Source organism: Paenibacillus sp. PAMC21692 (genome assembly GCF_014303795.1).
In the GTDB taxonomy this organism is placed as follows: Bacteria; Bacillota; Bacilli; order Paenibacillales; family Paenibacillaceae; genus Pristimantibacillus; species Pristimantibacillus agaridevorans.
Genome location: NZ_CP060293.1, coordinates 1,936,974 through 1,962,835 on the forward strand (window position 1 = coordinate 1,936,974; position 25,862 = coordinate 1,962,835).

The 25,862-nt window shown below is 53.7% G+C and carries 22 protein-coding genes; 12 read left to right on the forward strand and 10 right to left on the reverse strand.

Going from position 1 to position 25,862, the window contains the following annotated elements; translation table 11 throughout:
* Positions 1 to 241 precede the first annotated feature (241 nt).
* Together H7F31_RS07810 and H7F31_RS34020 are read right to left on the reverse strand one after the other, a co-directional pair.
* Positions 242 to 1,102 carry an IS3 family transposase gene (locus H7F31_RS07810; RefSeq protein ID WP_261800484.1) on the reverse strand — a complete coding sequence of 287 codons (861 nt, stop codon included), beginning with the start codon at positions 1,100 to 1,102 and terminating at the stop codon, positions 242 to 244.
* Positions 1,099 to 1,431: a transposase gene (locus H7F31_RS34020; protein ID WP_219930285.1), complete on the reverse strand. Its 333-nt coding sequence runs from the start codon at positions 1,429 to 1,431 to the stop codon at positions 1,099 to 1,101. Before H7F31_RS34020 ends, H7F31_RS07810 begins: the two co-directional genes overlap by 4 nt.
* Positions 1,432 to 1,781: 350 nt before the next feature.
* On the opposite strand from H7F31_RS34020, the gene thrS reads away from it, so the two are divergent.
* Positions 1,782 to 3,542, forward strand: coding sequence for a threonine--tRNA ligase (thrS, locus tag H7F31_RS07815; protein ID WP_187103674.1), 1,761 nt, complete (start codon positions 1,782 to 1,784; stop codon positions 3,540 to 3,542).
* A 180-nt stretch (positions 3,543 to 3,722) separates the two neighbouring features.
* Here thrS and H7F31_RS07820 read toward each other — a convergent pair whose 3' ends face one another.
* Positions 3,723 to 4,616: an AraC family transcriptional regulator gene (locus H7F31_RS07820; protein ID WP_187103675.1), complete on the reverse strand. Its 894-nt coding sequence runs from the start codon at positions 4,614 to 4,616 to the stop codon at positions 3,723 to 3,725.
* A gap of 133 nt (positions 4,617 to 4,749) precedes the next feature.
* Between H7F31_RS07820 and H7F31_RS07825 the strand changes: the two genes are divergently transcribed.
* The 3 genes from H7F31_RS07825 (at position 4,750) to H7F31_RS07835 (ending at position 7,800) form a co-directional block, all read left to right on the forward strand.
* On the forward strand, positions 4,750 to 5,877 hold the full coding sequence (locus tag H7F31_RS07825) for a glycoside hydrolase family 88 protein (RefSeq protein WP_187105254.1): 1,128 nt from the start codon (positions 4,750 to 4,752) through the stop codon (positions 5,875 to 5,877).
* Between the two features lie 232 nt (positions 5,878 to 6,109).
* The gene (locus H7F31_RS07830; protein ID WP_187103676.1) at positions 6,110 to 6,919 is read left to right on the forward strand and encodes a YhfM domain-containing protein; all 810 of its coding nucleotides are present in this window, start codon (positions 6,110 to 6,112) and stop codon (positions 6,917 to 6,919) included.
* A 95-nt stretch (positions 6,920 to 7,014) separates the two neighbouring features.
* Positions 7,015 to 7,800 (forward strand): TetR/AcrR family transcriptional regulator, encoded by a 786-nt coding sequence (locus tag H7F31_RS07835; protein ID WP_187103677.1) that lies wholly within the window; start codon positions 7,015 to 7,017, stop codon positions 7,798 to 7,800.
* A gap of 559 nt (positions 7,801 to 8,359) precedes the next feature.
* Here the strand turns inward: H7F31_RS07835 and H7F31_RS07840 are convergent.
* The 4 genes from H7F31_RS07840 to H7F31_RS07855 all read right to left on the reverse strand — a co-directional run bounded on the left by H7F31_RS07840 (position 8,360) and on the right by H7F31_RS07855 (position 11,956).
* Positions 8,360 to 9,118, reverse strand: coding sequence for an ABC transporter permease (locus H7F31_RS07840; protein WP_187103678.1), 759 nt, complete (start codon positions 9,116 to 9,118; stop codon positions 8,360 to 8,362).
* Entirely contained in the window at positions 9,115 to 10,017 is a 903-nt protein-coding gene (locus H7F31_RS07845) for an ATP-binding cassette domain-containing protein (protein WP_187103679.1), read from the reverse strand. Before H7F31_RS07845 ends, H7F31_RS07840 begins: the two co-directional genes overlap by 4 nt.
* Positions 10,018 to 10,769: 752 nt before the next feature.
* The gene (locus H7F31_RS07850; protein ID WP_187103680.1) at positions 10,770 to 11,468 is read right to left on the reverse strand and encodes a zf-HC2 domain-containing protein; all 699 of its coding nucleotides are present in this window, start codon (positions 11,466 to 11,468) and stop codon (positions 10,770 to 10,772) included.
* Positions 11,465 to 11,956 carry an RNA polymerase sigma factor gene (locus H7F31_RS07855; protein ID WP_187103681.1) on the reverse strand — a complete coding sequence of 164 codons (492 nt, stop codon included), beginning with the start codon at positions 11,954 to 11,956 and terminating at the stop codon, positions 11,465 to 11,467. Before H7F31_RS07855 ends, H7F31_RS07850 begins: the two co-directional genes overlap by 4 nt.
* A gap of 139 nt (positions 11,957 to 12,095) precedes the next feature.
* On the opposite strand from H7F31_RS07855, the gene H7F31_RS07860 reads away from it, so the two are divergent.
* Positions 12,096 to 12,872, forward strand: a complete 777-nt coding sequence (locus H7F31_RS07860) for a stalk domain-containing protein (RefSeq protein WP_187103682.1) — start codon at positions 12,096 to 12,098, stop codon at positions 12,870 to 12,872.
* A gap of 244 nt (positions 12,873 to 13,116) precedes the next feature.
* Positions 13,117 to 14,061 carry a cell wall hydrolase gene (locus tag H7F31_RS07865; protein ID WP_187105255.1) on the forward strand — a complete coding sequence of 315 codons (945 nt, stop codon included), beginning with the start codon at positions 13,117 to 13,119 and terminating at the stop codon, positions 14,059 to 14,061.
* 55 nt (positions 14,062 to 14,116) lie between these two features.
* Here the strand turns inward: H7F31_RS07865 and H7F31_RS07870 are convergent, their stop codons facing one another.
* Together H7F31_RS07870 and H7F31_RS07875 are read right to left on the reverse strand one after the other, a co-directional pair.
* Positions 14,117 to 14,656, reverse strand: a complete 540-nt coding sequence (locus H7F31_RS07870) for a hypothetical protein (RefSeq protein ID WP_187103683.1) — start codon at positions 14,654 to 14,656, stop codon at positions 14,117 to 14,119.
* A gap of 118 nt (positions 14,657 to 14,774) precedes the next feature.
* On the reverse strand, positions 14,775 to 15,800 hold the full coding sequence (locus H7F31_RS07875) for a Leu/Phe/Val dehydrogenase (RefSeq protein WP_187103684.1): 1,026 nt from the start codon (positions 15,798 to 15,800) through the stop codon (positions 14,775 to 14,777).
* Between the two features lie 899 nt (positions 15,801 to 16,699).
* Here H7F31_RS07875 and H7F31_RS07880 point away from each other — a divergent pair.
* The 5 genes from H7F31_RS07880 to H7F31_RS34555 all read left to right on the forward strand — a co-directional run bounded on the left by H7F31_RS07880 (position 16,700) and on the right by H7F31_RS34555 (position 22,419).
* On the forward strand, positions 16,700 to 17,638 hold the full coding sequence (locus tag H7F31_RS07880; protein ID WP_187105256.1) for an ABC transporter permease: 939 nt from the start codon (positions 16,700 to 16,702) through the stop codon (positions 17,636 to 17,638).
* Positions 17,639 to 17,655: 17 nt separating this feature from the next.
* Positions 17,656 to 18,564 (forward strand): carbohydrate ABC transporter permease, encoded by a 909-nt coding sequence (locus H7F31_RS07885; RefSeq protein ID WP_187103685.1) that lies wholly within the window; start codon positions 17,656 to 17,658, stop codon positions 18,562 to 18,564.
* 302 nt (positions 18,565 to 18,866) lie between these two features.
* Positions 18,867 to 20,540, forward strand: a complete 1,674-nt coding sequence (locus tag H7F31_RS07890) for an extracellular solute-binding protein (protein WP_187103686.1) — start codon at positions 18,867 to 18,869, stop codon at positions 20,538 to 20,540.
* Between the two features lie 68 nt (positions 20,541 to 20,608).
* A complete protein-coding gene (locus H7F31_RS07895) occupies positions 20,609 to 22,288 on the forward strand; it encodes an alpha-1,3-galactosidase-related protein (protein ID WP_187103687.1) in 1,680 nt (559 codons plus the stop codon).
* On the forward strand, positions 22,249 to 22,419 hold the full coding sequence (locus H7F31_RS34555) for an S-layer homology domain-containing protein (protein WP_187103688.1): 171 nt from the start codon (positions 22,249 to 22,251) through the stop codon (positions 22,417 to 22,419). Before H7F31_RS07895 ends, H7F31_RS34555 begins: the two co-directional genes overlap by 40 nt.
* 58 nt (positions 22,420 to 22,477) lie before the next feature.
* Here H7F31_RS34555 and H7F31_RS07905 read toward each other — a convergent pair whose 3' ends face one another.
* Positions 22,478 to 23,617 (reverse strand): HD domain-containing phosphohydrolase, encoded by a 1,140-nt coding sequence (locus H7F31_RS07905; RefSeq protein WP_187103689.1) that lies wholly within the window; start codon positions 23,615 to 23,617, stop codon positions 22,478 to 22,480.
* 412 nt (positions 23,618 to 24,029) lie between these two features.
* Between H7F31_RS07905 and H7F31_RS07910 the strand changes: the two genes are divergently transcribed.
* Positions 24,030 to 25,823 (forward strand): adenylate/guanylate cyclase domain-containing protein, encoded by a 1,794-nt coding sequence (locus H7F31_RS07910; protein ID WP_187103690.1) that lies wholly within the window; start codon positions 24,030 to 24,032, stop codon positions 25,821 to 25,823.
* Positions 25,824 to 25,862: the final 39 nt, after the last annotated feature.

A 25,862-nucleotide genomic window follows, 5' to 3' on the forward strand; every position in this document is an offset into this window, starting at 1 on the left:
GCACGCTCGTCCCTATGCGGACGGGCTTTTTTTGTTATTCAGGAAATGAGGTGCGTGCAAGAAGAATGTGTACGTATTTGGAGAGTATGCTGGTCTCGCATGATGAGAAATAAGCGTGAAGCTGCTGAAGGAAAACTCCAGAAGAATTCTAGCGGGAAAAGCTCCCTCTAATCTCGCCCCACTACCCGAGGCTGTTGTATTAAAGGGAAAACTGGACCTCTGTCAAGAAAGTGGACACCATTTATGCCGCTTTTCTCTTATTAAATTTTGCAGCATACCGGACTGGTGACAAGTAACCCAGTGCACTGTGGATCCGTTTACGATTGTAAAAAAACTCAATATATCTGTAGATTTCTTCATAGGCCTGTTGCTTCGTATTGAATCGCTTGCAGTAAACGAGTTCCTTCTTGAGCACGCTATGAAATGACTCGATACAGGCGTTGTCATAGCAGTTGCCTTTCCGACTCATGCTGGCTTCCATTTTGTAGGTTTTGAGTTGCTTTCTGTAATCATCAGATGCATATTGACTACCGCGATCTGAATGATGCAGCAGCCCCTTCTTTGGCTTTTTAGCTTTATAGGCGTCTTGCAACGCACCAAGTACCAAGTCGGTCGTCATCCGGCTCCCTAGGCGCCAGCCTACGATCTCACGTGTACACAGGTCAAGAATGCTTGCTAAGTATAAACGGCCCTCTCTGCATGGAATGTAGGTAATGTCTGCCACCCAGACCTTATTAGGTTTCTCCGTTTTAAACTTTTGGTTGAGTACGTTAGGTGCGATCGGCAAATCATGGCTCGAGTCTGTTGTCTGCACCTTGTACTTTCGCGAGACACAGGCACGCAGGCCAAGCTCCTGCATATATAAACCAATGGTTCGCTCTGCTACTGTGTGGCCTTCTTCTTGAAGGAGATACGTGATCTTTGGAGCACCGTAGCGCTGCTCAGAATCATGAAAATGGTAAGAAACCCGCTCCATTAAAGTCCGTTTTCTCAGCTCCTGGTTGCTTATCTCTGCATTTTTCCATTTGTAGTAACCGCTACGTGAAACACTCATGACTTCGCACATCTTCTCTAAACGAAACTCGGAGCGATGATCTTCTATGAACTGGAACCGTCGTTCCTTGGTTTGCTGAAGATGTGCACAGCCTTTTTTACAATCGCGAGCTCCTCCTCTACATCGGAAATCCTCTGGTCTTTCGCGCGGAGCTCACGTTCTTGCTCTTTAACGAGCTGCTCGAGCTCACGGAGGCGTTCCGAACTGGCGACGGGTTCATTCTTAAAATCTCGAAATTTCGCTTTCCAGGCATGTAACGTCTTCGCGGGAATATCTAGTTCGAGGGCGATGTCCTCCACCGATTTCGTCTGCCCTTGCAGATACTTTACCGTCTGTTTCTTAAACTCTTCATTGTATCGATTCCGCTGTTCACCCATTGTGAACACCTCCTATTTCATTCATTATCGAATTCTCTTAACGAGGTGTCTACTATTTATTCTACTTACAAACATACCTATAAATTACAAGAAATACGCGATAGACCCCGCATTTGCATGAAATAGAGGGAACATTTCCCGTTATCTCACCGAAGTGAAGAGAGAGAGGCGAAATAGAGGGAGGATTTCCCTTTGTTTACCACAATAGAAGAACAAGTTAATGGGAAATCAAAACCGAAATTTGGCGATAAAAACTTCATCTAAACGCGGTCGCTCATCCTCAAAGGCAACCGACCGATAAGAGTTTTTCTCATTTTTTCCGAACCAATAAAAATAAGGAGATGAAGACGATGAGCAAGCATGAACAACGATCGGAGCAAGCGGGAAGGGCAGCGGCCCTGCTGCTCGCGGAGGCGGTAAGGCGAATATATCCGGAGGCCAAGCTAGGCATGGGCGGCCTGGTGAATCAGGGTTTCTATTATGACTTTGATTTTTCGGGGGAGTCATCCGTTCCAACATCCGCCGAGCTGGCGGCCATACAGGAGGAGATGAGAAGCGTTGCGGCGGAATCGTCGCGACGAAGCGTAATGCGGCTATCGCGCGCGGAGGCGCAGCGTCTGTTCGAGGAGAAGGGAGAGCTCTGGAAGGTGGAACTACTTCGCGAGGCGGACAAGGACGAGGACCAGGATGAGGATGAGGTCCTGCTGCTGAAACGGGATGCCTACCTGGATCTGCTACTTGAAGAGGGAATGCCGCCGAATGATGCAGAGAGCGCGGAAGTGTCGTTCAGGCTGCTAAGCGTGGCTGGCGCGTATTGGCAAGGCGACAGCGGCAATGCGGTCCTGCAGCGGATCTACGGCGTTGCATTCGAAAGCGCGGAGGAGCTGGAGTCGTATCTGATCTGGCAGGAGGAGGCGCAGCAACGCGATCATCGCAAGCTCGGCAAGCAGCTGGAGCTGTTTATGTTCGCGGACGAGGCCACGGGCATGCCGTTTTATCTGCCCAAAGGGACGATCCTTCGGAATGAGCTGGAGCGTCTGGCACGGGAATTTCTGCAGAAGTTCGGATACGAAGAGGTGCGGACGCCTTTCATCATGGACCGGGCCATGTGGGAGCAGTCCGGCCACTTCGAGCATTACCGCGAGAATATGTATTTCTCGGAGCTGGACAACACGCAGGTAGCGGTCAAGCCGATGAATTGCCCGGGACATATGCTGATGTTCAAGAGAAAACGCCACTCGTACAAGGAACTGCCCATCCGGTACGCGGAGTTCGGCCAGGTGCATCGTTACGAATACAGCGGAGCGCTGAACGGCCTGTTCCGCGTGAGGACATTCTGCCAGGACGATGCGCATCTGTTCGTGCGGCCGGATCAGGTCGAGGAGGAGATCCTGCGGACAATCGAGCTGATCCAGTCCGTCTACGAGCTGTTTGGCTTCGCGTACAGCCTGGAGCTGTCGACAAGGCCGCAGCATTCCATGGGCAGCGACGAGCAGTGGGAACTGGCGGAAGCGGGGCTGCGCAGAGCGCTTGAGGCGGCCCAAGCGCCTTATGTAGTAAATGCCGGCGACGGGGCGTTCTACGGACCGAAGATCGACTTCCACATTAAGGATGCGCTAGGCCGCAGCCATCAATGCGGCACGGTGCAGCTCGACTTCCAGATGCCCGGGAAATTCGGCTTGTCGTATATCGACGAGCGGAACGAAAAGCGGACGCCGATTGTGATCCACCGCGCCGTATACGGCTCCATTGACCGGTTCCTCGGCATACTGATCGAGCATTACGCGGGGGCGTTTCCCCTATGGCTGGCGCCGGTTCAAGTGATGCTGCTGCCTGTGGCGGGCGCGCACGAGGTCTATGCGTCGGAGCTGCGCGAGAAGCTTGCGGCAGCCGGCATTAGAGCCGAAGTCGACAAGCGTAACGAGAAGCTGGGCTACCGCATGCGCGAAGCCGGCCTGGCCAAAATTCCGTTCTTCGCCGTTGTCGGCGACAAGGAGCAAGCCGGGGGAAGCTTGCAGGTTCGGGAGCGCGGAGACAAGAATCAGCGGGAATACGACGTAGAGTCGTTTATCGCGATGGCGAGCGAGCAGGTTCGAGGGAGGAGGTCCTGAACGGACTGAACGGAAACCCTGAAAGGAAGTCCTGATTGGACATTCTGAACGGACTAAACGGAAGTCCTGAACGGTTATCCTAAAAGAGGCTGCCCCAAAAATGTTCGCATGATTTGGGAATACTTTTGGGAAAGCCCCCGGCGTCCTCTTGTCCTCTCGTCCTGGCTGCCCATAGAACCGTCAAGTCGGCATATTTTGCCTCGAAGCCAACAGCTTGGCCTGCTTGCTGCGATATTGCGACGGCGTGCTGTCCACCCACTTGCGGAACTGGCTGGAGAAGTGGGACGGGATGGGCCAGCCCACCCGTACTCCGACCGCCTCGATAGACAGATCGGTGGAGGCGAGCAGCAGGCAGGCCTCTTGTACGCGGCGGGCCAGCACATAGTCGGTCACCGTATGGCCCGTCTCCTCCCGGAACAGATGGGAGACATGATACTTGGACAGGTGCAGGTCGCTTGCAAGCTTCTCCAGCTGGAACGGCTCGTGATAGTGCTGCTCGATCCACTCCAGGATAGCTTCGGTATGCGAGGCGGAGCGGGAGGCGGATGGCAACCTGTCCTGAGGATAAGCGCCTTCGCTCTCCAGAAAGACGAGCAGCTGCATAAGCAAGGCGGCATGCATCATATGGCGGCCCTCCGGGGTCGCCTTCTCTAACAGAGAATAATAATAGAGGAGGAGCGGCTCCACGGGATGGCGGCTGGAGAAGTCGCGGAACACATGCGTCGTCAATCGATCCTTCCAAATGCGCCTTAGTCCGGCGGCCAGACTGCCGAAGGGTTGGAGCGTGCCAGCCACCGCATTAGGCTCGAAGTGCACGATGGAGCGGGTGTAGGGCGAGTGATCCGTCAGCGCTTTCACATAATGAAGCTGATAGGGCTGAAAGAGGAACAAGGTACCGGGCTCGATGGTGTAAACCGTTTGATCGAGCACGACGCTGCCTTCCCCTTCGTGGACGTATAGCAGCTCGATGCCTTGATGGTAATGAAAGTAGCCCCGGTAGCCAGGCTCCGCCTCCCGATGCAGATTGGCGTGGATAGGCGCCTCCTGAAAATCGACGAAAGAGATGCGGCTCATATCGTTCTCCTTCCTTGTTAAGATTTGTCCGGCGAATATTAATCGCAATTTAACTATAGTCTATCACAAGACAACTGAACTGTCGCAACGCAACATCTGGTATCCTCATAGGTAGAAACCAATGGGAAGAGGGATGCGCATGTGGCAGCAAATTATGGATGACGTGGTACAGAAAACGAAACAAAACATCGAGCGTTACGGCGATTTATTCCCGCATGTCAGCTTGAACGATCAATACCTGCTTAATGATAATACGGATTGGACGGACGGCTTCTGGTCGGGCCTGCTATGGCTCTGTTACGAATATTCCGGAGACGAGAGCTTCAAGGAAGCGGCTCGCCGTACGGTGGCCAGCTTCAGGAAGCGCCTCGACAACAATATTGCGCTGGATCATCACGATATCGGCTTCCTGTACTCTCTATCGTCGAAGGCGCAGTGGATGATTGAAGGCGACGAAGAGGCGAAGCAGCTGACGATCGAAGCAGCGGATGTGCTAATGGGGCGCTGGCGTCCGGAGATCGGCATCATCCAGGCCTGGGGGCCGAAGGGAGATCCGGATAACGGCGGTCGGATCATTATCGACTGTCTGATGAACTTGCCGCTGCTCTACTGGGCGCACAAGGTAACAGGAGAACAGAAATATTACGACGTTGCCGTAGCGCATGCGGAACAAAGCCGCCGTTTCCTCGTTCGCGGAGACGATTCCTCGTATCATACGTTCTACTTCGATCAGGAGACGGGCGACGCGCTGCGCGGAGGCACGCATCAGGGCTATAAGGACGGCTCGACGTGGACGCGCGGACAGGCATGGGGCATCTACGGTTTTGCGTTATCCTACCACTATACCAAAAACGAGCAGTATCTCGAGACTTCCATTCGGTTGGCGAAATATTTCCTGGAGCGTCTGCCGGAAGATCTTGTCGTATACTGGGACTTCGACGCCCCCGTTAACGCGGAGACGAAACGCGACAGCTCGGCTTCGGCCATCACGGCATGCGGCATTCTGGAACTGCTCAAGGTATTGCCAGCGGATCATGAGGATCGCGCAACCCTCGAGAATGGTCTGGAGCAGACGATGAAGGGACTTGCAGAAGGATACTCCACGGTAGGCAAGCCGGATGCGCAAGGGCTGCTTGAGCGCGGCTCTTACAGCGTGCGCGGAGGCCACTCCCCGGACGACTACATGATCTGGGGCGACTATTACTATATGGAAGCGTTGATGCGTATCGAGAAAGGCCATAAGGGCTACTGGTACGAATAATATTTTTCGGTTTATGCCGGAGCCGGGTGGGCTCCATGCACCGCATACAAAAAGGAACCGCCGCACGAGTTTGGACTCGGGCGGCGGTTTTTTGCGCACTTGGCCGCATAGGTGCATGGAGCAGGAATGAGCAAGCAGCGGGTTTGTGCAACGCCAAATATGGAAGTGATGCACCTTTTCGCCCTCCAGCGTCGTCAAAGAGATTAGGGATCTACATAAAGGGGGTTGTATTGTGCGAAGAATCAAATACATGATGTTCCTGACCGTCAGCATGATGTTCATCTCGATTCTGTCGGCGGGATGCAGCGGGAAATCTTCCGGGACACCGTCGGGCGAGCCGGGGGGCGTTCAAGCCGATCGGGTTGTCGTCTCCCGATCCATCGAATTCGCCCGCGTAAACGACAAGCCATACGGCATATTCGACGGGAAGAAGGAAATAGAGGCCTTCGCCAAGGCGATTCAGACGGGGGATAAAATGAGAGGGCAACTGGATATCGACTTCCCGGATTACGACGTCGTCATCGACCGGAACGGCAAGCGCAAGCAAATTCACTTGTGGCTGGACCAGCGGAGCAATCGCGGCATGTTTACGTATGTGAGCGACACGGGAACAGGGTACACGCTGACGGAGAAGTCGACGAAGGAGCTTGTGGAGCTGATCTGGGGCATCGGTTATGATGCCGACAAGGCTGCCGAGAACGGAGATGTCGTAGCCGAGCTGTCCGGAGGAGTTCGGAATGCGGAACATTGGCTTTCTTTTGTCGATCTTGTAGAGAGTGGAGAACTGGCCGACATTCAGGTCGTCAACTATACCAAAGAGGGCGATCCAATCTTTCGTAATCTGATTAATAACGGTGATTCGCTCAGACTCAGGTACGACAATACGCATGATGCATATGGAACGCCGGTGGACAGAACGGACTTCTGCGATGGAATCGAGGCGCAGGAAACGGAGCAAGGGACGGTCTATACGCTCTCGGGCTGCGGAGACAGCGAGACGGGGTTCGAGCTTGTGCTTCCGGGCTCCGGCGGCGGGGACTGATTCCGCTGTGCTTGAGACGTTGCCTCCCTCGCCCTGTATGCTATACTGTATATCAAATACACAAATAGCGGACGACGGCGGTGAAAAAGGTCACGATGACACGGAATGAAGAGAACGAGAGGGATGAGAAGCTGAAAGTGCTGCCGGACAGCGTGAAGTTGAGCTGGGGCATTACGAGGAAGGGACGCAGAGGGCCAAAGGGGGAGCTAAGCGTTCCCCAGATCGTGCAAGCGGCGATTGCCATTGCCGACGAAGAAGGGCTTGCGGCGGTGTCGATGAGCCGGGTGGCCCAGTCGCTCGGGTACACGACGATGTCGCTGTATCGATACATCGCAAGCAAAAACGATCTCCTTCTGCTTATGCAGGACGCGGTCTGCGACTTCCCTATCCCGGAGGAGCGGAACGGGGAGTCATGGCGGGACCGGATGAAGGAATACGTGGCACTGTCCGTTGCGGTATTCCGCGAGCATCCATGGTATGCGGATATTCCTTTCGAGAGTTTGCCGCTTATGCCTCATAACCTCCGTATCCTCGACTGGATGATGCGCATTATGAGGGATTTTCCCGTCAACGATTTTGAGAAAATGTCATTCCTGCTGCTCGTCAGCAGCTACTCCAGAGCTTGCGGCATGATCGAGCGCGACGTCGCGCTTGTGGTGAAGGAAAAGGGCTCCATGGACAGCTTCCATGGCCGAAATTATACGGCCGCGCTGCAAGAGCTCATCAGGCCGGAGCAGTTCCCATATCTGCATCCCCTCGTCATGTCGGGAGCGTATACGGACGAAGCGGACAACCCTATCAAGGACGATCTGGATTTCGGACTGGAGCGCATCCTGGACGGCATCGAGCAATATATCGAGATGAAGCGAAAGCTGACATAATGGAGCCTGAACATGGCTTCGAACAAAAAATCACTCATCGCCCCTTCCTCTCCGGGAAGGACGCGTGAGTGATTTTTGAAATAGAGGAGAGCATTCGATTCGCCATGCTGTCTCTCTATTTCTTGGAATGCAACGCACCGCGCTTCGCCGCGCCGCCAAAGGACGGCGTAGCCGTTTCGCCCTGACGTATAGGAAAGCATATGAGTTTGCTCATAATCTCTCCGCACGTTTCGCTGAATATGTCGTCCGACTACTTATGGTCGCGGCCCGCGACAATTGTACCTATATACACAAATTTTCACCCGCATACACTGGAAAACAGAGAAATTGATCGTATATACACAAATCCGTCTCGACAATGAACAAAAATCTCCTTTTGCGGATGAGATTTGTGTATATTTGCACAATTTGCCGTTCTGAGGAGAGTTCGGCTCGCAAAATTGAGCATTATTGCTCAATTACAATCCGGAGCGATAAGTGTTATTCGCAGCGTTCAAGCCGGAACCGCGTATCCTCGATCCATTTTTTGTGAATCGAATTGTATGTCTTGTTGTGTGCGTTACTCCCTGGATTTCCGGGCGAATGCAATGGCGCCCCAGATCATGGCGCCGGCCAATATTCCGCCGCACCAGAGGAGAGCTTGCCAGCCGTGATCGGAGGCAGGGTTGCCGGATAGCAGACTTCGGATGGTCTCGATGACGGGCGTGATGGGCTGGTGGTTCGCGAACCCCTGCAGCCACGAAGGCATCGTCTCCGTCGGCACGAACGCGCTGGACAGGTAAGGGAGGAACAGCAGCGCGAAGCCGTAGCCGCTCGCGGCCGCCGGACTGCCGGTTACGAGACCGATCGCCGCGAACAGCCAAGTGAACGTCAGAATGAATAAAGCGACGAGTCCCACTGCGAGCAGCCACTCCACGAAGCTTGCGCTGGGTTCGAAGCCGACGAGCAACGCGACGCCGATCACGATGCAGGTGGCGACGAGATTGCGCGCGAGGCTGGCCGCGACGTGACCCGTTATGACGGCCGTTGCCTGGATCGGCATCGTCCGAAAGCGGTCGATGATGCCATTTGTCATGTCGGTCGCTACGTCGACGGCGGTACTGGAAGCGCCGAAGCCGGCGCATAACAAAATGATGCCGGGAACGACATAATTGACGTAATCGCCGCCGGAGGAGATAGCTCCGCCGAATACATAAGTAAAGAGCAGCATAAGGAATATGGGCAGCATAATGGCCATGAGCAGAGCCTCGACATTGCGAATGCTGTGGCGCAGGCTGCGCCCGATAAATACGATGTTGGTCGTCCATAGCGTTCTCATCCTGCGGATACCTCCTTGCTCGCCGTTTCTGCCGGCCCTTGCGTAAGCGCGAGGAAAACATCGTCCATGCTAGGCTTGCGGATCCCGATCCGGGTGTCGGGCGGATAGAGGCCGACGAGCTCGTTTATGGTCTGACGGATGTCGGCGAGACCTCCGGTCGTTGGAATGGAGGTTAAGAGCTCGTCGTTGCCGTCGCGCAATTCGATGACTTCTCCGCCGACCCTGGCCTTCAGCTCTTCCGAGGTGCCCTCGGCCACGATATGTCCGCCGTGAATAACGGCGATTCGATCGGCTAACTCGTCGGCTTCTTCCAGGTACTGCGTCGTGAGCAGAATCGTAATGCCTTGCTGCTTGAGCGCCAGAATCATCTCCCACAGGGCGCGGCGGCTGATCGTATCCAGCCCCGTCGTCGGCTCGTCAAGGAACAGGACGGAGCGCTTGGCGACAAGACTGAGCGCGAGATCCAGGCGGCGGCGCATGCCCCCTGAGTAGGTTTTGGCTCGTTTGCCGGCCGCTTCTTGCAGCTGGAATTGCTTTAGCAGCTCGTTTGTTCTTTTGCGGGCTTCCGCACCGGATAATCCGGATAATCGGCACATCATCATCAGGTTCTCTTCGCCGGTCAGCACTTCGTCGACAGCCGCGAACTGGCCTGTCAAGCTGATGGAGCGCTTTACCTCCTTGCGGTCGCGGATCACGTCGTGGCCCGCTACGCTTGCGGAACCGGCATCATGGAAAGCCAGCGTGGAGAGGATGCGGATTAACGTTGTTTTGCCTGCGCCGTTCGGCCCCAGCAGCGCGAAGATGGTCCCCGAGGGTACGGAGAGGTCGAGTCCGTTCAGAACGCTTTTGTTTTTGTACGATTTGCAAAGCCCTCGTACATGGATAGCATAAGTTGTCATTCGGCTTCACTCCTTGTCTCATTAACTGTATGTGTTATAAACAGTATATGGCGTACTCTGTTTGAGCTCCTCGGTCTTGAGACTGAATTTGAGGGGCCGACAGATGTATATACGGGAAATGGAAAAGAGGTTGTCCAATAAGTCTCCAAAATAAAAAGTTGGGCGGAAACACTTCCGTCCAACTTTTTTGTGAACCTACTTTTTCGGGAAAGTGGCGAGGGGATGCCTGCCACTTAACATCTAACCAAAACGGGCCATCCAGCATTCCGTTTTCACTGATTTATTGGATAACCGTTTAGGCCAAGAGCCGGCCTATTTGGTGAATTGTGTATGAATTTTCATACACGTTTGGCCCAGGAGCCGGCCTGTTTGGTGGATTATGTATGAATTTTCATACACGTTTGGCCAGGAGCCGGCCTGTTTGGTGGATTGTGTATGAATTATCATACACGTTGGCCAGGAGCCGGCCTGTTTGGTGAATTGTGTATGAATTTTCATACACGTTTGGCCAGGAGCCCGCCTAACTGGTGGAGTATGTATGAAGCCACTTTTGTTGAATTTTGTATACAATCCTACCCATATAATCGAGCCATAAAGACAACGGGGCTACCTTAAAAGGCCACTTCTCGGACAGCCCCTTAAAATTACTTCTATACTTGATCTCTATTTCTCGGAATGAAACTTACTGCGCCGCCAAAGGACGGCGACAATCGTTTCACCTTGATTCAAGTGCATTCTCTTCATGCATGTTTTTACTGGGCGAAGTTAGCCTCCACCTCTGCGTTGGCCGGAGGCAGCTCCATGCCTTTCTTCCAGACGAGCACGGAATCCTTTTTACTACCGAAGTAGAGGGCTTCGATCTCCCGGCCATTGCCGTCGTTTGATTGGTAGGCGTTGTTTTCGCCTTCGTCGAAGGTGTAGTACATGTTGAAGAGACCAACATCTACGATCTTTTTCTTTTTGACAACGGGACGCAGAGGGATGACGTACTTGTTGCCGTTCTCGTCGGTTTCGGAGCGTGTCCGGTTCAGATCGTATTCATCCGTTATGGACACATGATAGACGATTCGACCGTCCGATAAGCGGGACACGTCGGTAATCTCAATAATGTCCGACGGCACGGGGCGGATATTCCATTGGAACAGCCCGATATACCCGGAGACCAATACAGCGCAGATCGATACGGTAATGACGGCACCTTTCATAAAAGCCATCATCTTTGAGCGGCTCCACACCTTCGAGAGAGAACGAAGTCCTGAGCCCTCCCGAGCATTCGTTTCGAGAACGGATGGCGATAGCGGCAGCGCCGCTTCCAGCTCGGCGAGTGCCATCCGGCAATCGTCGCACTTCGTTATATGGTCCTCTACGAAGCGGCGGCTGGCAGGGCTGCACACCTCATCGGCGTACAGCGGCAACAGGTCTTTGACGATGTCGCAAGTGGCATCCTTCATGGAGAATCCTCCTTCAATTCGGCTAGCAGCCTTTTTTTGGCGCGATAGAAGGTGACCCTGGCCCAGCTTTCCGTCTTGCCGAACAGCCCGCTAATCTGGGCGAACGACAGCTCGCCGAATATACGCAGGGTGAACACTTCCTTATAAGGCTCGTCCATTCGGTGTAGTGCCTGATGAACGCGATAGGCTTGTTCCCTGTTCGCCAAGGCGTCTTCCAGATTCGGACTCCGTAAGTTCGCTCGTTCGAGCATGGTATCCTGGGAGATCCGCTTCTGTTTGTCCACATAGGTGAAATAGCTGTTTTTGGCGATTTGGCAGAGCCAGACGCTCATCTTGCATTCGCCCTTAAACGCATCGATGTTCTTCATTGCTTTGAGGAACGTTTCTTGCGTAATATCCTCCGCAATGGCGGCATCACGGCTTAGCGAGAGCACGAATGCATAGACGGGCTTGAAGTAATCGGCATAGATTTGCTCGAAATCGGTCACATTCTCACGTCCTTACGACAATAAGACTGGCTTGGAAAGAATTCGTTACAAGTTTTTATAGAAAAATAGGATCATTCGTGACAAAATGGGAATGTTTGATAATCGTTAACCATCTTAACAAGTTTGGAGGCAGCTTTCCATGCGCGTTTCGTTCAAATCGTTTATTGCGGGCTTCGCTTGCTGCGCGCTGCTTAGCGCTACTGCTGCGTACGCTGCGGTCGGCTCGACCCGTATTGAGGTTTTCTTTAAGGATATTAAGTACATGATTGACGGGGAGCAGAGGCAGCCGGCACCGGACAAGCAGGGGTTTGTGTATAAAGGGACCACCTATGTGCCGATTCGGTTTGTGGGGGAGTCGCTGGGCAAGGAAGTACTATGGGACCCTGATCAGGAGACTATATGGGTAAGCGACGATCCCGGGGAGCTTACCTTGGATGATCTCGGTATAACTGACGCCATAACCGGCGCAGACATACAATTGGGCATGACGAGGGAAGACGTGGAGAAACAGCTGGGTGAACCGGTCGATGAGTTTGTGGGAAGGTATAATTACGATGGACTAGAAATTTTTTATAGAGATAACAAGGCCGTCGGCTTTATTATCAATGCATCCAATAACGAGACTGGCAGATATAAGACAGCTAGGGGAATTGGGCTGGGAACCCCTTATCGGGACGTATTAAGTCAATATGGAAGTCCGCGAGGACAAGAATCAACTTACGGTGACTTTTATGATAGCAGCGTTACTTATACGTTCAAGGACGAGGGAGGTATTCTAGAGAAGGTAACGTCGCGCCTAGAGCCTTGGGACACCTCGAAGGTATATTACTTATCCATGAATGTGTTCAATAACGGCAAACGAACCATTGGCTTTTTATTGATTGGCGACAAACAATTTGCCATGAATATGAGTTGAATTCGGGTGTTTGTCTGTATATATAATGGCCCTCTGCAACGAATGATTAAGACGAATCTCCCCCTGACGATCATGAATTCTGAAAAAAAGTTAATCCTGCAAACGTTTTCGAGTGTGCTATAATTTGGCGAAGCCTGAGGGGACTAGAGCCAAGCAGCACAGCACAAGCGATTGCTAGGAGGTAATCAAGATCGGAAAGGCCAGACGATTTCATAAACAATGGATACATATTATAGTGGCGGCCATGCTGCTGCTCGCCATGCCGCTGACAGCCGCGGCCGCGCCGCAAGGAGCGAAGGCGGATAAGAACGCCGTCATCAAGCTCGACGGAGAACAAGTGAAGCTGTCCGAAGCGCCGATGATGCTGGACGGGAGAATGTTTCTTCCGGTAGCGCTCATTGCGCAATTGTTCGACGCCAAGAAGGTAAGCTGGGACAAAGTGAATCAGGAGACTACGATCGAAACCGCGTTAGGCGATACAATCGTTCTGGGAGATGGCGTGCCGGTCGTCTATTTCAACGAAGGACGATATGTGTTGGATGCCGCGCCGTTCATCGAAAACGGCAGAATGTACGCGCCGCTGCGACATGTAGCCGAGCTTCTGCATGCTACCGTCAAGTGGAACAAAGAGGAAGAGGCCGCCGAGTTAACGACGGTGGAGCCTGCGGTCATAAACGAGGAGAATGCGCTGACGGACGTGGTCAAGGCTTTTGGCACGAGCGAAGCGGAGCTGCTGCAGCGCAACGAGCTTAAGAGCAAGGATGCCATCAAGGCCGGCGTCAAACTACGCGTGGTCATGCCCTCCGTTCTGGATAAACCAGCCAAGCCGTTCACGGAGCAGGACTACACGCTGTTAGCGAAAATTACGATGGTAGAATCAGGTTACGAATCGTACGAAGGCCAGCTTGCCGTCGCCAACGTTATTTTGAACCGCGTCAAGGATTCCCGATTCCCAAGCAGCGTTAAAGATGTTATCTACTCCGGCAAGCAATTTCCGCCGGCGCATAACGGGCTGCTCGACAAGGCGAAGCCGAACGCAAGCGTACTGCGCGCCGCAAAGGATGCCTTGAACGGCAAAAACAACGTGCAGGGAGCCGTCTATTTCTTCAACCCGAAGGTGTCGAAAGGGGCGTTCTGGTCCAGTTTGGATGTTGTCGCGAAGATCGGACATCATCATTTTGCCGAATAGAGTATAAGAGGGACGCATGACCGACTTGTCGGTTATGCGTCTTTTTTTGTTGTATTTACTGATGCTTCCGGCGTCGGAGTCGGATGAGCCATATAGCGACGATTGAGACGGCGAGCAGACCTGCGACGGCGGCTAGCACGGGAATCAACGCGTTCGAGTTCGACGGGGGCGATGCACTTTGATCAATCCTGCTTGCCTCACTTGATAACGGGATGGGCTGGATAGCGATGTCCTTCATGGCGAGCTCTCTTGACGCGTTCCAGAGCCCGCTTCGACCGCATAGATGAGTGCGGAGCTTTCCTTCCCGTTCGCCTCCGAATACGAGATACGTTTGACCAGGCTCGTACGGATCCCATCCGTTGTCATAGATTTCGATGCGTGATTCGGCTACGCCTTTCCACGCTGTCTGCACCTGGAAGATCGTCAGCCCTTCCTTGTTCGCGGTAATAGCCTGCCCCATGAATGCGACGGAGCTGCGGGCCAGCTCTTCTGCCGCGGGCTCGGGTTCGGCGCAACTTAATGCCTGGACAGAAGGCAACGAGGCAAGCGTGAGACAACTGCCAATCATGAGGATAAGGGCAATGATTTTCTTCATGAGGCAACCTCCTCTCCTGCCAGAATGTTATTTATCTTACTGACGTTTACAATGAAAAAGAGGTTGCTCCGGCGCGTAATTTTTTTTGCAACTGGAGAATGGCAATAGCCGAATACGCTTATTTCAATAAATTCTCCGCCATTCTGTCCGCTGCGGCTGCTGTCGATAATCCCGAGACGGTTGCAGATTGGAACACCTTCATAAGCGTGCCGTAGATGTTCTCCACGTTACGCTTCGCCTCCGCCGCATCTCCTCCGCCTAACTCAGATCCTGTTACAATGATGCCGCCCGCGTTAATAACGTAATCCGGCGCGTACAAAATGCCAAGCTTGCGCAGCTCGTCTCCGTGTCGCGGCTCCGCGAGCTGGTTGTTCGCAGCGCCTGCCACGATTCTGCAGTCCAGCCGGCTTAGGATGTCGTCGTTCAGTATCCCTCCAAGCGCGCAAGGCGCGAAGACATCGCATGGTACGGCGAAGATAGCTTGTGGCGTAATGGTTGCAGCGCCGAACTCCAGAGCGGCCTGCTTGACGCGCGCCTCGTCGATGTCCGTCACGACGAGGTAGGCACCAGCCTCGTGAAGGTAGCGGCATAGCCGGAAGCCGACCTTGCCCAGCCCCTGTACGGCAACGGTCCGGCCCAGCACGGATTCCATGCCGAACACTCTTTTCAGCGCAGCCCGAATGCCGAGGTATACCCCGTACGCCGTCATTGTGGCGGTAAGATCATTGACGGCGCCGAGCGACCCCGACACGTCGGTCACATAGGAGGTTGTCTCGCGAATGCGGTCCATGTCGGCGACTGTCGTGCCGAGATCCATGCCGGTAATGTAATGTCCTTGCAACCGATCGATGTATCGTCCCAGCATTCGGAGCAGTCCGTCGCGCGGACCCTGCTTCGGGTGGGATAGAATGACGGCTTTGCCGCCGCCATAGCGGATCCCGGAGATTGCGTTTTTGTAGGTCATGCCTTTGGCTAGCCTCAAGGCGTCGTTGATGGCCGCTTCGTCGTTGTCGTATTGCCACATTCTGCAACCGCCGAGCGCAGGCCCCAATTTTGTATTGTCGATGGCGATAATCGCCTTAAACCCGCTTGCACGGTCCTGGAGGAAGAACACCCCTTCATAATCCGGTTGCCACATCTCCATGCGAGGCCCTCCTTCGCCTGTAAGTGCTGTATGGTGTAGGATATTCAGCGCAGAGCGGGGAGGACTAGGCTTTTGAAGGAGAATAGCTGTGCGAAGCGCCGACTGAGCAGTAACTTTGGATGCTGTAGCCCGAGAAAATCGGGCTACAGGAGCGCCGGACGCGCCGCAAAGCGCAATAGCCCGAGAAAATCGGGTTAGAGGGTGCCGTGGAGCGACTTTGGGATCTGTAGCCCGAGAAAATCGGGTTACAGGGCGCATTGGAGCGACTTTGGATGCAATAGCCCGAGAAAATCGGGTTACAGGGCGCATCGGAGTAACTTTGGATGCAATAGCCCGAGAAAATCGGGCTACAAGATCGCCGGAAGCGCCGCAAAGCGCAATAACCCGAGAAAATCGGGTTACAGGGCGCATCGGAGTAACTTTGGATGCAATAGCCCGAGAAAATCGGGTTACAGGACTCAGCAGAGTAACTTTGGATGCAATAGCCCGAGAAAATCGGGTTACAGGGATCATCGGAGCGACTTTGGATGCTATAGCCCGAGAAAATCGGGCTACGGCTTCGAACGTAGCTTCCCGTTTCACCCATTACTGATCGTAAGCTCATCCGTCGAGGGGCAGCTTCGCGCGAAGCCCCGGAAAGCCCATATCGTCAGCGTTTACGCCGCCCGTACAGGCGGAAATGTACGGATAGCAAGGGATTGGCCCTCTCGAAATGGGGGCAAATGTACGGGAAAATACCTAAGTGTACCTTCCAGAACGCGGCATAAGTCCACTATGATCAGGTCATGGAAGCGTATCCAAATATCGCGACTCCCGCTTTCGGGGGAGAGGGCGACGTGCGCAACAGACATAGGGGAGGGATCGTTCTGCAGCAATCTACATCAAGACAAAACCACTCGATGAAAGGCTTTTATTCGGCTAAGAACGGGTATGGGAGACAATTTGCCAAAAGCTTGCGCAGGCATTGGCAGCTCTACTTGCTCGTCTTACCGCCGCTATTGTTTTTTGTTATTTTCAAATATGTGCCCATGGCCAACGCGGTGCTGGCGTTCAAGGATTACAACGTCATCAAGGGCATCTGGGGGAGCCCATGGGTCGGCCTGAAATATTTTAATATGTTTTTCGAGAACCCGATTTTCTGGACGCTGGTGCGGAACACGATGCTGCTGAGCTTCTATCAACTGTTGGCCGGGTTCCCGATTCCGATCCTGCTCGCGCTTATGCTGAACGAAATCCGCAATGGCCGTTTCAAACGGTTTATTCAGCTGGTTACTTTCGCGCCGTATTTTATTTCCACGGTCGTCATGGTGTCCATGATCATGTTGTTTCTGGCGCCGCGGCTTGGTTTCGTAAACATCGCGCTCCAGTATTTCGGCTTCGAGCCGATCAATTTCCTGGGCGAGCCGAACATGTTCCGCTCCATCTATGTATGGTCGGACATTTGGCAGACGGCCGGATATGCGGCAGTGATCTATCTCGCGGCTTTGGCGGGCATTGATCCGACGTTGTACGAGGCGGCGAAGGTGGATGGAGCGTCGCGATTCCAGAAAATCTGGCATGTCGACCTGCCCGGCATTCTTCCGACCATTACGATTATTCTCATTCTTAACGTAGGCAACATCATGTCGATCGGCTTCGAAAAAATTTATTTGCTGCAAAATTCGCTCAACCTGCCCAAGTCGGAGGTCATCGCGACCTACGTATACAGCATGGGTTTGCTGAATGCCAACTACAGCTTTGCAACGGCGGTCGGATTAATTAATTCCGTTATTAATCTCATCCTTTTGGTTGCGGTCAACAGCTTCGCTAAACGAATCTCGAACAACAGTATCTGGTAGGCAAGGGGGAACTATCAATGACTTTTTCATCAACAGTGCCGAAACGCAAAATACGGGAGTCGGCCGGAGATCGCCTTTTTGTTTTTGCGATCTACGTCATTCTGAGCCTGGTGCTCGTTGCCGTATTGTATCCGCTAATCTATATCGTCAGCAGCTCGATCAGCAGTCCTTCGGCCGTCGTATCCGGCAAGGTGTGGCTTTGGCCGGTGGACATTTCGTTCAGGGGGTTCCAGACGATATTCAAGACGCCGCTTATTATGACGGGTTACGGCAATTCCCTATTTTATATGGCCGTGGGGACGCTCATTAGCGTAACGCTTACCGTCATGCTTGCTTATCCGCTTTCGAGAAAAACGTTTTTTGGCCGCAAAGGCATCCTGATGCTGGTGATGTTCACGATGCTGTTCGGCGGAGGATTGATCCCGACTTATCTCGTCGTGAAGGAGCTCGGCATGATCGATTCCCGGCTGGCCCTGTTAATTCCGAACGCGATCTGGGTGTGGCAAGTGATCATTGCGCGATCTTTCTTCCAGTCCACGATTCCCGATGAGCTGGCCGAAGCGAGCGAGATCGACGGATGCAGCGATTGGCGATTCCTTGGCAGCGTTGTTATTCCTCTATCAAAGCCGATTATCGCCGTGCTGGTCCTCATGTACGCCGTTGGGCAATGGAATGCGTATTTCGACGCGCTCATTTATTTGAAGTCGGATAAATTGTTTCCGCTCCAGCTTGTGCTAAGGAGCATCATCATTCAGAACAACAGCGCGGGAGCGATGGATATAAGCATTCAGGTGCAAAGGGCTCAACTGGCGGAGCTGCTCAAATATTCGCTGATTGTGGTGGCGACGCTGCCGGTTCTCATTATTTACCCGTTCGTGCAGCGTTATTTTGTCCAAGGGATGCTTGTTGGCTCCATCAAAGGCTAATTCTTATAGAGGTAGTTCAAAAAGTCCGCTTCCCATTACGAAGTAATCCAAGAGGCCTACTCGACGTCGAATATTGAATTCAGCCGAACCTTCCGGTGCTCACGTAGCGCTGCTACGCTCCGCTCCTCAGGTTCTAGCTTCATCCAATCTTCTCGGTACTGATAACCGAACTTTTTGAACATCACTATAAGGAGGTGAGGGAGATGTAAACGTCCGGGGCATGGAGGAGAAACGCTCTACGACAACAATTGGGGAAACAAAGTTCCATCATACTTGCGAACGCAAAGGGGAGTAGAATGCAAATGAAAAAGTTAAGCTGGAGCTTGATGTCGCTCTTACTCGTATTGGTGCTGGTTCTGTCCGCCTGCTCGGGCAAAAACGAAAACGCCGGAACGAACGGCACGCCGACGGACGGTGGTTCGTCCGGTGCGGCAACAGATACGCCGTCGAAGCCGGTGGAGATCAGCGTGTTTGCCGTGCAGGAACAAGGCATAGATCTCAATACCAACAAGTTTACGCAGCATGTCTCAGATATGTTTAACATTAAATTCAACTTCGAAGTCATCCCTTCGGACGGCGCGAAGGAGAAGCGTCAAATCTCGCTTGCGAGCGGAGACTATCCCGATGCCTACATGCTGACGCATTACGTCGATCAGTTCTCGCAAGCCGATCTGCTGAAATTCGGCAAGCAGGGCGTCATCATTCCATTAAACGATCTGATTGACAAGCATGCTCCGAACATTAAAGCCGCCATGGAAACCAATGCGGATCTAAGAACGCTGAATACGGCTCCCGACGGCAACATCTACGGACTGGTCGCTTACACGCAATGTTTCCACTGCTCGTACCCGAGCAAAATGTGGATCAACACGGAATGGCTGGAGAAGCTGAATCTCGAAATGCCGACTACGCCGGAAGAATTTAAACATGTTCTGAAAGCGTTTAAAACGGAAGATCCGAACGGAAACGGCAAGCCGGACGAAGTGGGACTAAGCGGCTCGACAGAAGAGTTTGGCGTGCGCGTCCTTCCGTTCCTGATGAATCCGTTCGTCTACAATGACGACAGAAACTATTTGAACATGACAAGCGGCAAAGTAGAATCCGCCGCAATCAAACCCGAATGGAAAGATGGACTCGCTTACGCGAAATCGCTGTACGATGAAGGGTTAATCGATCCGGGAGCATTTACGCAAAACGCCGAGGCGCTCAAAAAAATCGGCGAAAACGCGGATGCCGAAATTTTGGGCGTCGGCGCAGGCATGCATCCGGCCATCTTTATCGACATGGCGGGCCCTCGCTTCCCTAAATACCATCCGGTACCGCCGCTTCAAGGACCAAACGTGTCGTTTGCGACGCATGACAACGGCGGCGTATCGCCGGGAGGCAAGTTTGCCATTACGAACAAAGCAAGCGAAGAAGCGCAGATCGCCTTGATCAAGCTTGCCGATTACATGTTTACGCCTGAAGGACAAACGAACGGCGGTTCCGGCATGAAGGGAATCGATTGGGAAGACCCGGCGCCTGGAGATACGGCGCTCGGCGAAGGCGTAGCGCCTATGGTCAAAACGATTCCGGGCGTGGAGGGCGAGGCGCCGAGAAACGCAGGCTGGTCCGGCATGGCTCACTTCTATATGCCAAAGGAATACCGCGACAGTTGGGTGCAAGGCACGGACATTAACGATCCGTCCAACTACGAGCGCAAGCTGTATGAAGCAACGAAGTTGTACGAAGGCCATGAGCCGAAGGAGCTGTTCCCGTTCTGGTCGCTTTGGGTTGATCCGGCCGACAGCGACGAGATAGGCATGCTGCAAACGAACATCCGCAACTACATCGAGCAAAATGCGCTGCAATTCGTTACGGGCAACAAGGATCTAAATAAAGACTGGGATGCCTATGTGCAAGGGCTGAAAGACTTGAAGCTCGATCGTTATCTCGAGATTTTGCAAAAGACTTATGATGCGTCTGTAAAAGGGTAACTGGGACGATCAATGTCGGGCACTTCCAGGTGGAGTGTCCGACGTTCTTGAAATGAGAGGTGCACAACATGAGTGTGACGCAGACAGTCATTCGTCTGAACGACTACGGGATCAAACCGGATTCGGGAGAGGATGCAGCGACGGCGCTGCGAAAGGCGATCGAGGAGACCGCAAGGATCGCGGGTCCCGTCGTGCTGACATGCGACCCAGGAAGATACGATTTGTATCCTGAGCATGCCGCCAAGGAGCCGTACTATATTTCCAATACGGCCAGCGAAACCGAAAATTCCGACGTGACCAAGACAATCGGCATTTATCTGAAGGACATGAGGAACGTAACCTTTGACGGCAATGGTTCCTTATTCGTATTCCATGGCAAGCAAACGATGCTCGTTGTCGATGGCTGCGAGGAAGTAACCATCCGGAATCTGCGTCTGGATTACGAGCGGCCGACCGTGACGGAAATGACCGTCGAACGAATCGGCGACAACTTCCTTGACACCGTTGTCCATAGGGACAGCCGTTACGAGCTGAAGAACGGCTGTCTGATCTGGCAGGGCGAAGGGTGGCGTTTCCGGGACGGCCCCATGCAAGAATACGATCCGCTAACGAATACAACGTGGCGCATCGATAATTTTGTCGTTGCCGCGACGAGGGTCGATGAGAGGGAGCACGGTTGCCTAAGACTGTACTTCGCCGACGGTCAGCTGCCGCAGACGGCAGTCGGGCGCGTCTTCCAATCCAGAGACGGCATCCGCGACCAGGTTGGCGCGCTTGTGATTCGGAGCCGCAAGGTCGAATGGAGCGACGTGGGCGTTCATTTCATGCACGGGCTGGGACTGGTCTGCCAATTCAGCGAGGATGTGTTCTTTGAGCGCTTGGAGATCGCCCCGCGGCAAGAGACGGGGCGCACCGTCGCGGCTTTCGCCGACTGCATTCACGTGTCGGGCTGCCGCGGGCTGATCCGGGTGGCGAACAGCCGATTTGTCGGCGCGCACGACGACGTAATCAACGTACACGGGACGTATCTGCGCGTTGTGGGACAACCTTCCCCGGATGAGGTACTGCTCAGGTTCATGCATCCGCAAACGTATGGATTTGCCGCTTTCGGCGCGGGGGACGAGATTGAATTCGTTCGTTCCGAGTCGCTAATGTCCTACGCGGAAGCCGTCGTGGTTGAAGCGGAGCTCGTAGATCCGCGCGTCATGCGGATTAAACTCGACAGAAGCGTGCCGGAGCAATTACGCATCGGCGATGCCATAGAAAATGTAAGCTGGACGCCGGAAGTAGAAATCGTGGGCAACCGAATGGCCCGCATTCCGACTCGCGGAGTTCTGCTGACGACGCGCAGGAGGTCGCTCATCGAGGGGAATCTCTTCGAGCGAATGACCATGTCCGTCGTTCAGGTCGCATGCGACGCCGGAAGCTGGTACGAGTCCGGCATCGTAAAGGATTTGACCATTCGGGGCAATACGTTCGTCGAATGCGGGCATGCGGATGCGGCCGTCATCTCCGTGTCTCCCGAGAATACGGCGACGGAGGGAGGTCGGTACGTGCATTCCCGCATCGCGATCGAAGACAACCGTTTCAACATGCGGGATGCCCCACTGCTGGATGCAAGCGGCACGGAGCATTTGATATTCGCGAACAATCTGATCGCAGGTGCGGGGAAACGCCGTGAATCGGGAACGGCGATCCGGCTGACTGCTTGCGACAATGTATCTATTATGAACAATCGTTATTCCTGACAATCGATGCAGGGTTACCCGGACGGTTCCTTTGGGGTTACGAGGACGGAACCTTTAGGCCGAACAATGCGCTGACGCGCGCCGAAGCGGTGACCATCGTCAACCGCATGAGCATGTTTCGAATTTTATAGCCATAACAAGGGGCTGTCCAGAAAAGTGAAAACTGACTTCTGGTCCGCCCCTTTTGCTCTAAACCTCCGCCTCTTGATCCCGAATCTCCAGTATGCGCGGCAACTGGGCGATAAGCGAGTCGACGACGCGCGGGTCGAAGTGGCGGCCGCGCTCCGCCTCGAACAGCGCCAGAATGCGATCCAGCTCCCAGGCCTGCTTGTACGCCCTGGCGCTGCCTAGAGCGTCGAAGACATCGGCTACGGCGGTAATGCGTCCGTAGATATGAATCTCCTCGCCTTTAAGCCTCTGCGGATAACCGCTTCCGTCCCACTTTTCGTGATGCTCCAGGGCCACAATCGACGCGGCGCGCAGAAGTTCGCGCTTGGAATGCCGAAGCAATTGGTGACCGATCAGCGTATGCCCTTTGATCTGATCAAATTCCTCGTCCGTAAGAGCTCCCGGCTTATGCAGGATGGCATCGGGAATGGCGACCTTGCCGATGTCATGCATAGGCGAAGCGTCGCGCAAAAGAGCCGCTTCCCTCTCGCTCATGCCGAGGCCGAGCGCCAGCCAATACGAATATTGAGCCACTCGCCTGACATGGCTGCCCGTTTCCTTCGAACGGCTCTCCCCGATCTCCCCCATGGAAAAAATAATTTCCCGCTGCGTCTCCACGATTTCCTCACGCAGCATAAACGCTTCCAGCGATTTGCCGGAATACGAAGCGGCAAGCGACAGATATTCCATATCCTTGTCCGAGAAGACGCCCGACTCGGTCAGCTTGTTCACGGCCTGATAAGCGCCGATGACCCGGCCTTCATTATTGCGGAACGGAATCGTCATAATCGCCTTGGTGCGATAGCCGGTACGCTTGTCGTTATCCGAGTTGTGGCGCGGATCCTCGTAGGCGTCGTCGATGATGATCGATTGATCTTCGCTGATGGCGGTTCCGACCAGTCCGCTCCCGTAAGGGATGCGGATCTCCCCTCCTCCATGGGCGACGACGGTAAACAACTCCCGGCGTTCTTCGTCTATCAACCAGACTGCGCAGCGGTCTGCCACGATCATTTCGCGACCCATGTCGGCCATAAGAATCAACACGGATTCGAGCCGGTCGGCGGTTGCGATTTTTGCCGTAAATTCGAAGATCACCTTCAATAATTGCTCAGGGGTCAGCTCTTCCTTAAAGGCTCCGGCGGGCCGTCTATCATCGTTCACGAGGGCTCACCTCATTCCTTCCGCTTGTTGTTCCATTTTTTGTTCCATAGACATTCGCCTCCGGCGCGGTTAATTCCTGTTTATTTGCAGCGAAATTTCTAGGGCGTGTCTGAATACTCCGAGGGGAGCAGATTTTGCCGAATTTTCGTTCCATGCAAGGAACTTTTGTGAAGGCGTACCGGGGGTACTTCAAGCAAAAGTGACGAAGCAGGGGGCGGAAAGGCGGTGAAAGATGCCCCTGAGCGGGTTTTCAGACACGACCTAGTTATTCGAGGACTTTCGACAAGGATGTCCTATTTGGTAGGTTCGTGTAAAAGCTTGCAACAAGTTAACTTTGGGGAATGTCGGAAAATGTAAAACTAGTTTACAATGATAGATAGACTATTAACAATGGCAGGGAGAGTGCGTTTCTATGAAAAAAACGGCGCGCAAGCTGGCGCTGATCGGCAATGCGGGGGTACTGCTCGTCATGTGCCTGCTGATGCTTATGGAGCTTCTGCTGCCCCTCGACCGGGCATTATTCGGCTACAATATGTCGCAGTCGAAGTCGCAGATGCCCGACGAGCGTATTATAGTCGTCGCCATAGACGAATATACGCTGCAGGAGCTGGGCGCCTTTAATACATGGACGAGAGATAAATACGCAACGCTGCTCGATCATATGTATACGCCCGAGACGGAACCTGCCGCTGTGGGCTTCGATATTTTGTTTACATCGGAGAGCGTGCCGGAGGCGGATGCGGCGTTCGCCGAGGCTCTGGAGCGGCATGACGGCATTATTTTGCCATCCTACGCCAATACGGAGAGTGAATTCTCGCGCTCGCTGGAAGGGGCGTCCGACAAGTCGCTGCTGCAGCCCGAGGAATGGGTGCATCCCATTCCGATGTTCGCCGAGCATACGGATCGGGCGCATATTAACGCGCGGCTGGACAAGGATGGCGTAATACGCCGCACGCTGCTGCAGCTCGGACAGCCGGACGACGGGCCGATGCCTTCGCTGGCGCTGCAGATGGCCCGCATGGCCGAAGCCGATGTTGAGCCTTTCCTTAATATGAATGCAAGAGATGAAATTTTGATCGATTACAACATGGTGTCCGGGGATTTCTGGACGGTGCCGTTCGTCGATGTGTATAATGGCAACTTCCCTGCGGAAAATTTCGACGACATGCTGGTGCTGGTCGGCTTTACGGCGGTCGGCTACGATACGGGCGCGACAACGGTGGAGAGCGAGATGAAGCTGGTGTACGTGCACGGCAATATTTTGCACCAGCTGCTTCAAGGCGAGACGATCCGGGAATTGCACGGCCTTTGGATTTCGCTGATCTCGCTCCTGATGTTTGCGCTTATGCCTCTGGTGGCTTGGCGTTTCCGCACGATGACGGGAAGCCTGTTGGCTGCAGGAACGGCGCTAGCTCTGCTGGCCGCGCAATACGCCTCCTTCCAATGGCTGGATTGGCACTTTAACGCCGTGGAGCCGCTGGTCGTGCTGCTGCTAAGTTACCTGGTCAATATTACCTTGAAGTCGTTCCTCGAGAACAAGCAAAAAAACTTTATTACGAAGCAATTCGGGCGTTACCTCTCGCCGGATCTGGTCCGCGAAATCGCCCGCAGCGACCAGGAGATCAAGCTGGGCGGCATTAACAAGGAGCTTTCGATTCTGTTCCTCGACATTCGCGGATTTACGACATTGTCGGAGAAGCTGCCGCCGGAGCAGGTGCTCGACTTCCTGAACACGATGTTCGATATGATTACGCGCAAGGCGCTCGACAACAAAGGGACGATTGACAAGTTTATCGGCGACGCCGCAATGGTTATTTTTAATGCTCCGCTTGATGTGCCGGATCACGAGTATCGCGCCGTGCGGACGGCATGGGACATCCAGGAGTCGATGAAGGAAGTGCGGCGCATGATCGAGGAGAAACACGGCATCACGGTGAGCGTCGGCATCGGCGTCAATACCGGGATGGTCGTAGTGGGCAATATCGGCTCCTTCCTGCGGGTTGATTATACGGCGATTGGCGACAACGTCAACATCGCCGCGCGAATCGAGTCCAATACGCAGCCCAACCAGATCCTGGTATCGGAGGAGACGTATGAGCGAACGAAGGGGAGCTTCGTGTACAACTGCATCGGCGAGCGGATGATGAAAGGCAAAAGCGTGCCCGTCAAGCTCTATGAGGTGGTAGATTTGAAGTCTGCCCAATAATCTTTTGAACTTCAATATTGTAATCGGGGTTACAGTCAG

What these genes read in the sequence shown, in the direction of transcription:
- H7F31_RS07825 (WP_187105254.1), top strand. Translation starts at nt 4,750, where the DNA reads ATGCGCATGTGGCAGCAAATTATGGATGACGTGGTACAGAAAACGAAA.
- H7F31_RS07910 (WP_187103690.1), top strand. Translation starts at nt 24,030, where the DNA reads ATGAAAAAAACGGCGCGCAAGCTGGCGCTGATCGGCAATGCGGGGGTA.
- H7F31_RS07885 (WP_187103685.1), top strand. Translation starts at nt 17,656, where the DNA reads ATGACTTTTTCATCAACAGTGCCGAAACGCAAAATACGGGAGTCGGCC.
- H7F31_RS07875 (WP_187103684.1), bottom strand. Translation starts at nt 15,800, where the DNA reads ATGGAGATGTGGCAACCGGATTATGAAGGGGTGTTCTTCCTCCAGGAC.
- H7F31_RS07880 (WP_187105256.1), top strand. Translation starts at nt 16,700, where the DNA reads ATGAAAGGCTTTTATTCGGCTAAGAACGGGTATGGGAGACAATTTGCC.
- H7F31_RS07860 (WP_187103682.1), top strand. Translation starts at nt 12,096, where the DNA reads ATGCGCGTTTCGTTCAAATCGTTTATTGCGGGCTTCGCTTGCTGCGCG.
- thrS (WP_187103674.1), top strand. Translation starts at nt 1,782, where the DNA reads ATGAGCAAGCATGAACAACGATCGGAGCAAGCGGGAAGGGCAGCGGCC.
- H7F31_RS07835 (WP_187103677.1), top strand. Translation starts at nt 7,015, where the DNA reads ATGACACGGAATGAAGAGAACGAGAGGGATGAGAAGCTGAAAGTGCTG.
- H7F31_RS34020 (WP_219930285.1), bottom strand. Translation starts at nt 1,431, where the DNA reads ATGGGTGAACAGCGGAATCGATACAATGAAGAGTTTAAGAAACAGACG.
- H7F31_RS07850 (WP_187103680.1), bottom strand. Translation starts at nt 11,468, where the DNA reads ATGAAGGATGCCACTTGCGACATCGTCAAAGACCTGTTGCCGCTGTAC.
- H7F31_RS07820 (WP_187103675.1), bottom strand. Translation starts at nt 4,616, where the DNA reads ATGAGCCGCATCTCTTTCGTCGATTTTCAGGAGGCGCCTATCCACGCC.
- H7F31_RS07890 (WP_187103686.1), top strand. Translation starts at nt 18,867, where the DNA reads ATGAAAAAGTTAAGCTGGAGCTTGATGTCGCTCTTACTCGTATTGGTG.
- H7F31_RS07840 (WP_187103678.1), bottom strand. Translation starts at nt 9,118, where the DNA reads ATGAGAACGCTATGGACGACCAACATCGTATTTATCGGGCGCAGCCTG.
- H7F31_RS07895 (WP_187103687.1), top strand. Translation starts at nt 20,609, where the DNA reads ATGAGTGTGACGCAGACAGTCATTCGTCTGAACGACTACGGGATCAAA.
- H7F31_RS07845 (WP_187103679.1), bottom strand. Translation starts at nt 10,017, where the DNA reads ATGACAACTTATGCTATCCATGTACGAGGGCTTTGCAAATCGTACAAA.
- H7F31_RS07865 (WP_187105255.1), top strand. Translation starts at nt 13,117, where the DNA reads ATGCTGCTGCTCGCCATGCCGCTGACAGCCGCGGCCGCGCCGCAAGGA.
- H7F31_RS07870 (WP_187103683.1), bottom strand. Translation starts at nt 14,656, where the DNA reads ATGAAGAAAATCATTGCCCTTATCCTCATGATTGGCAGTTGTCTCACG.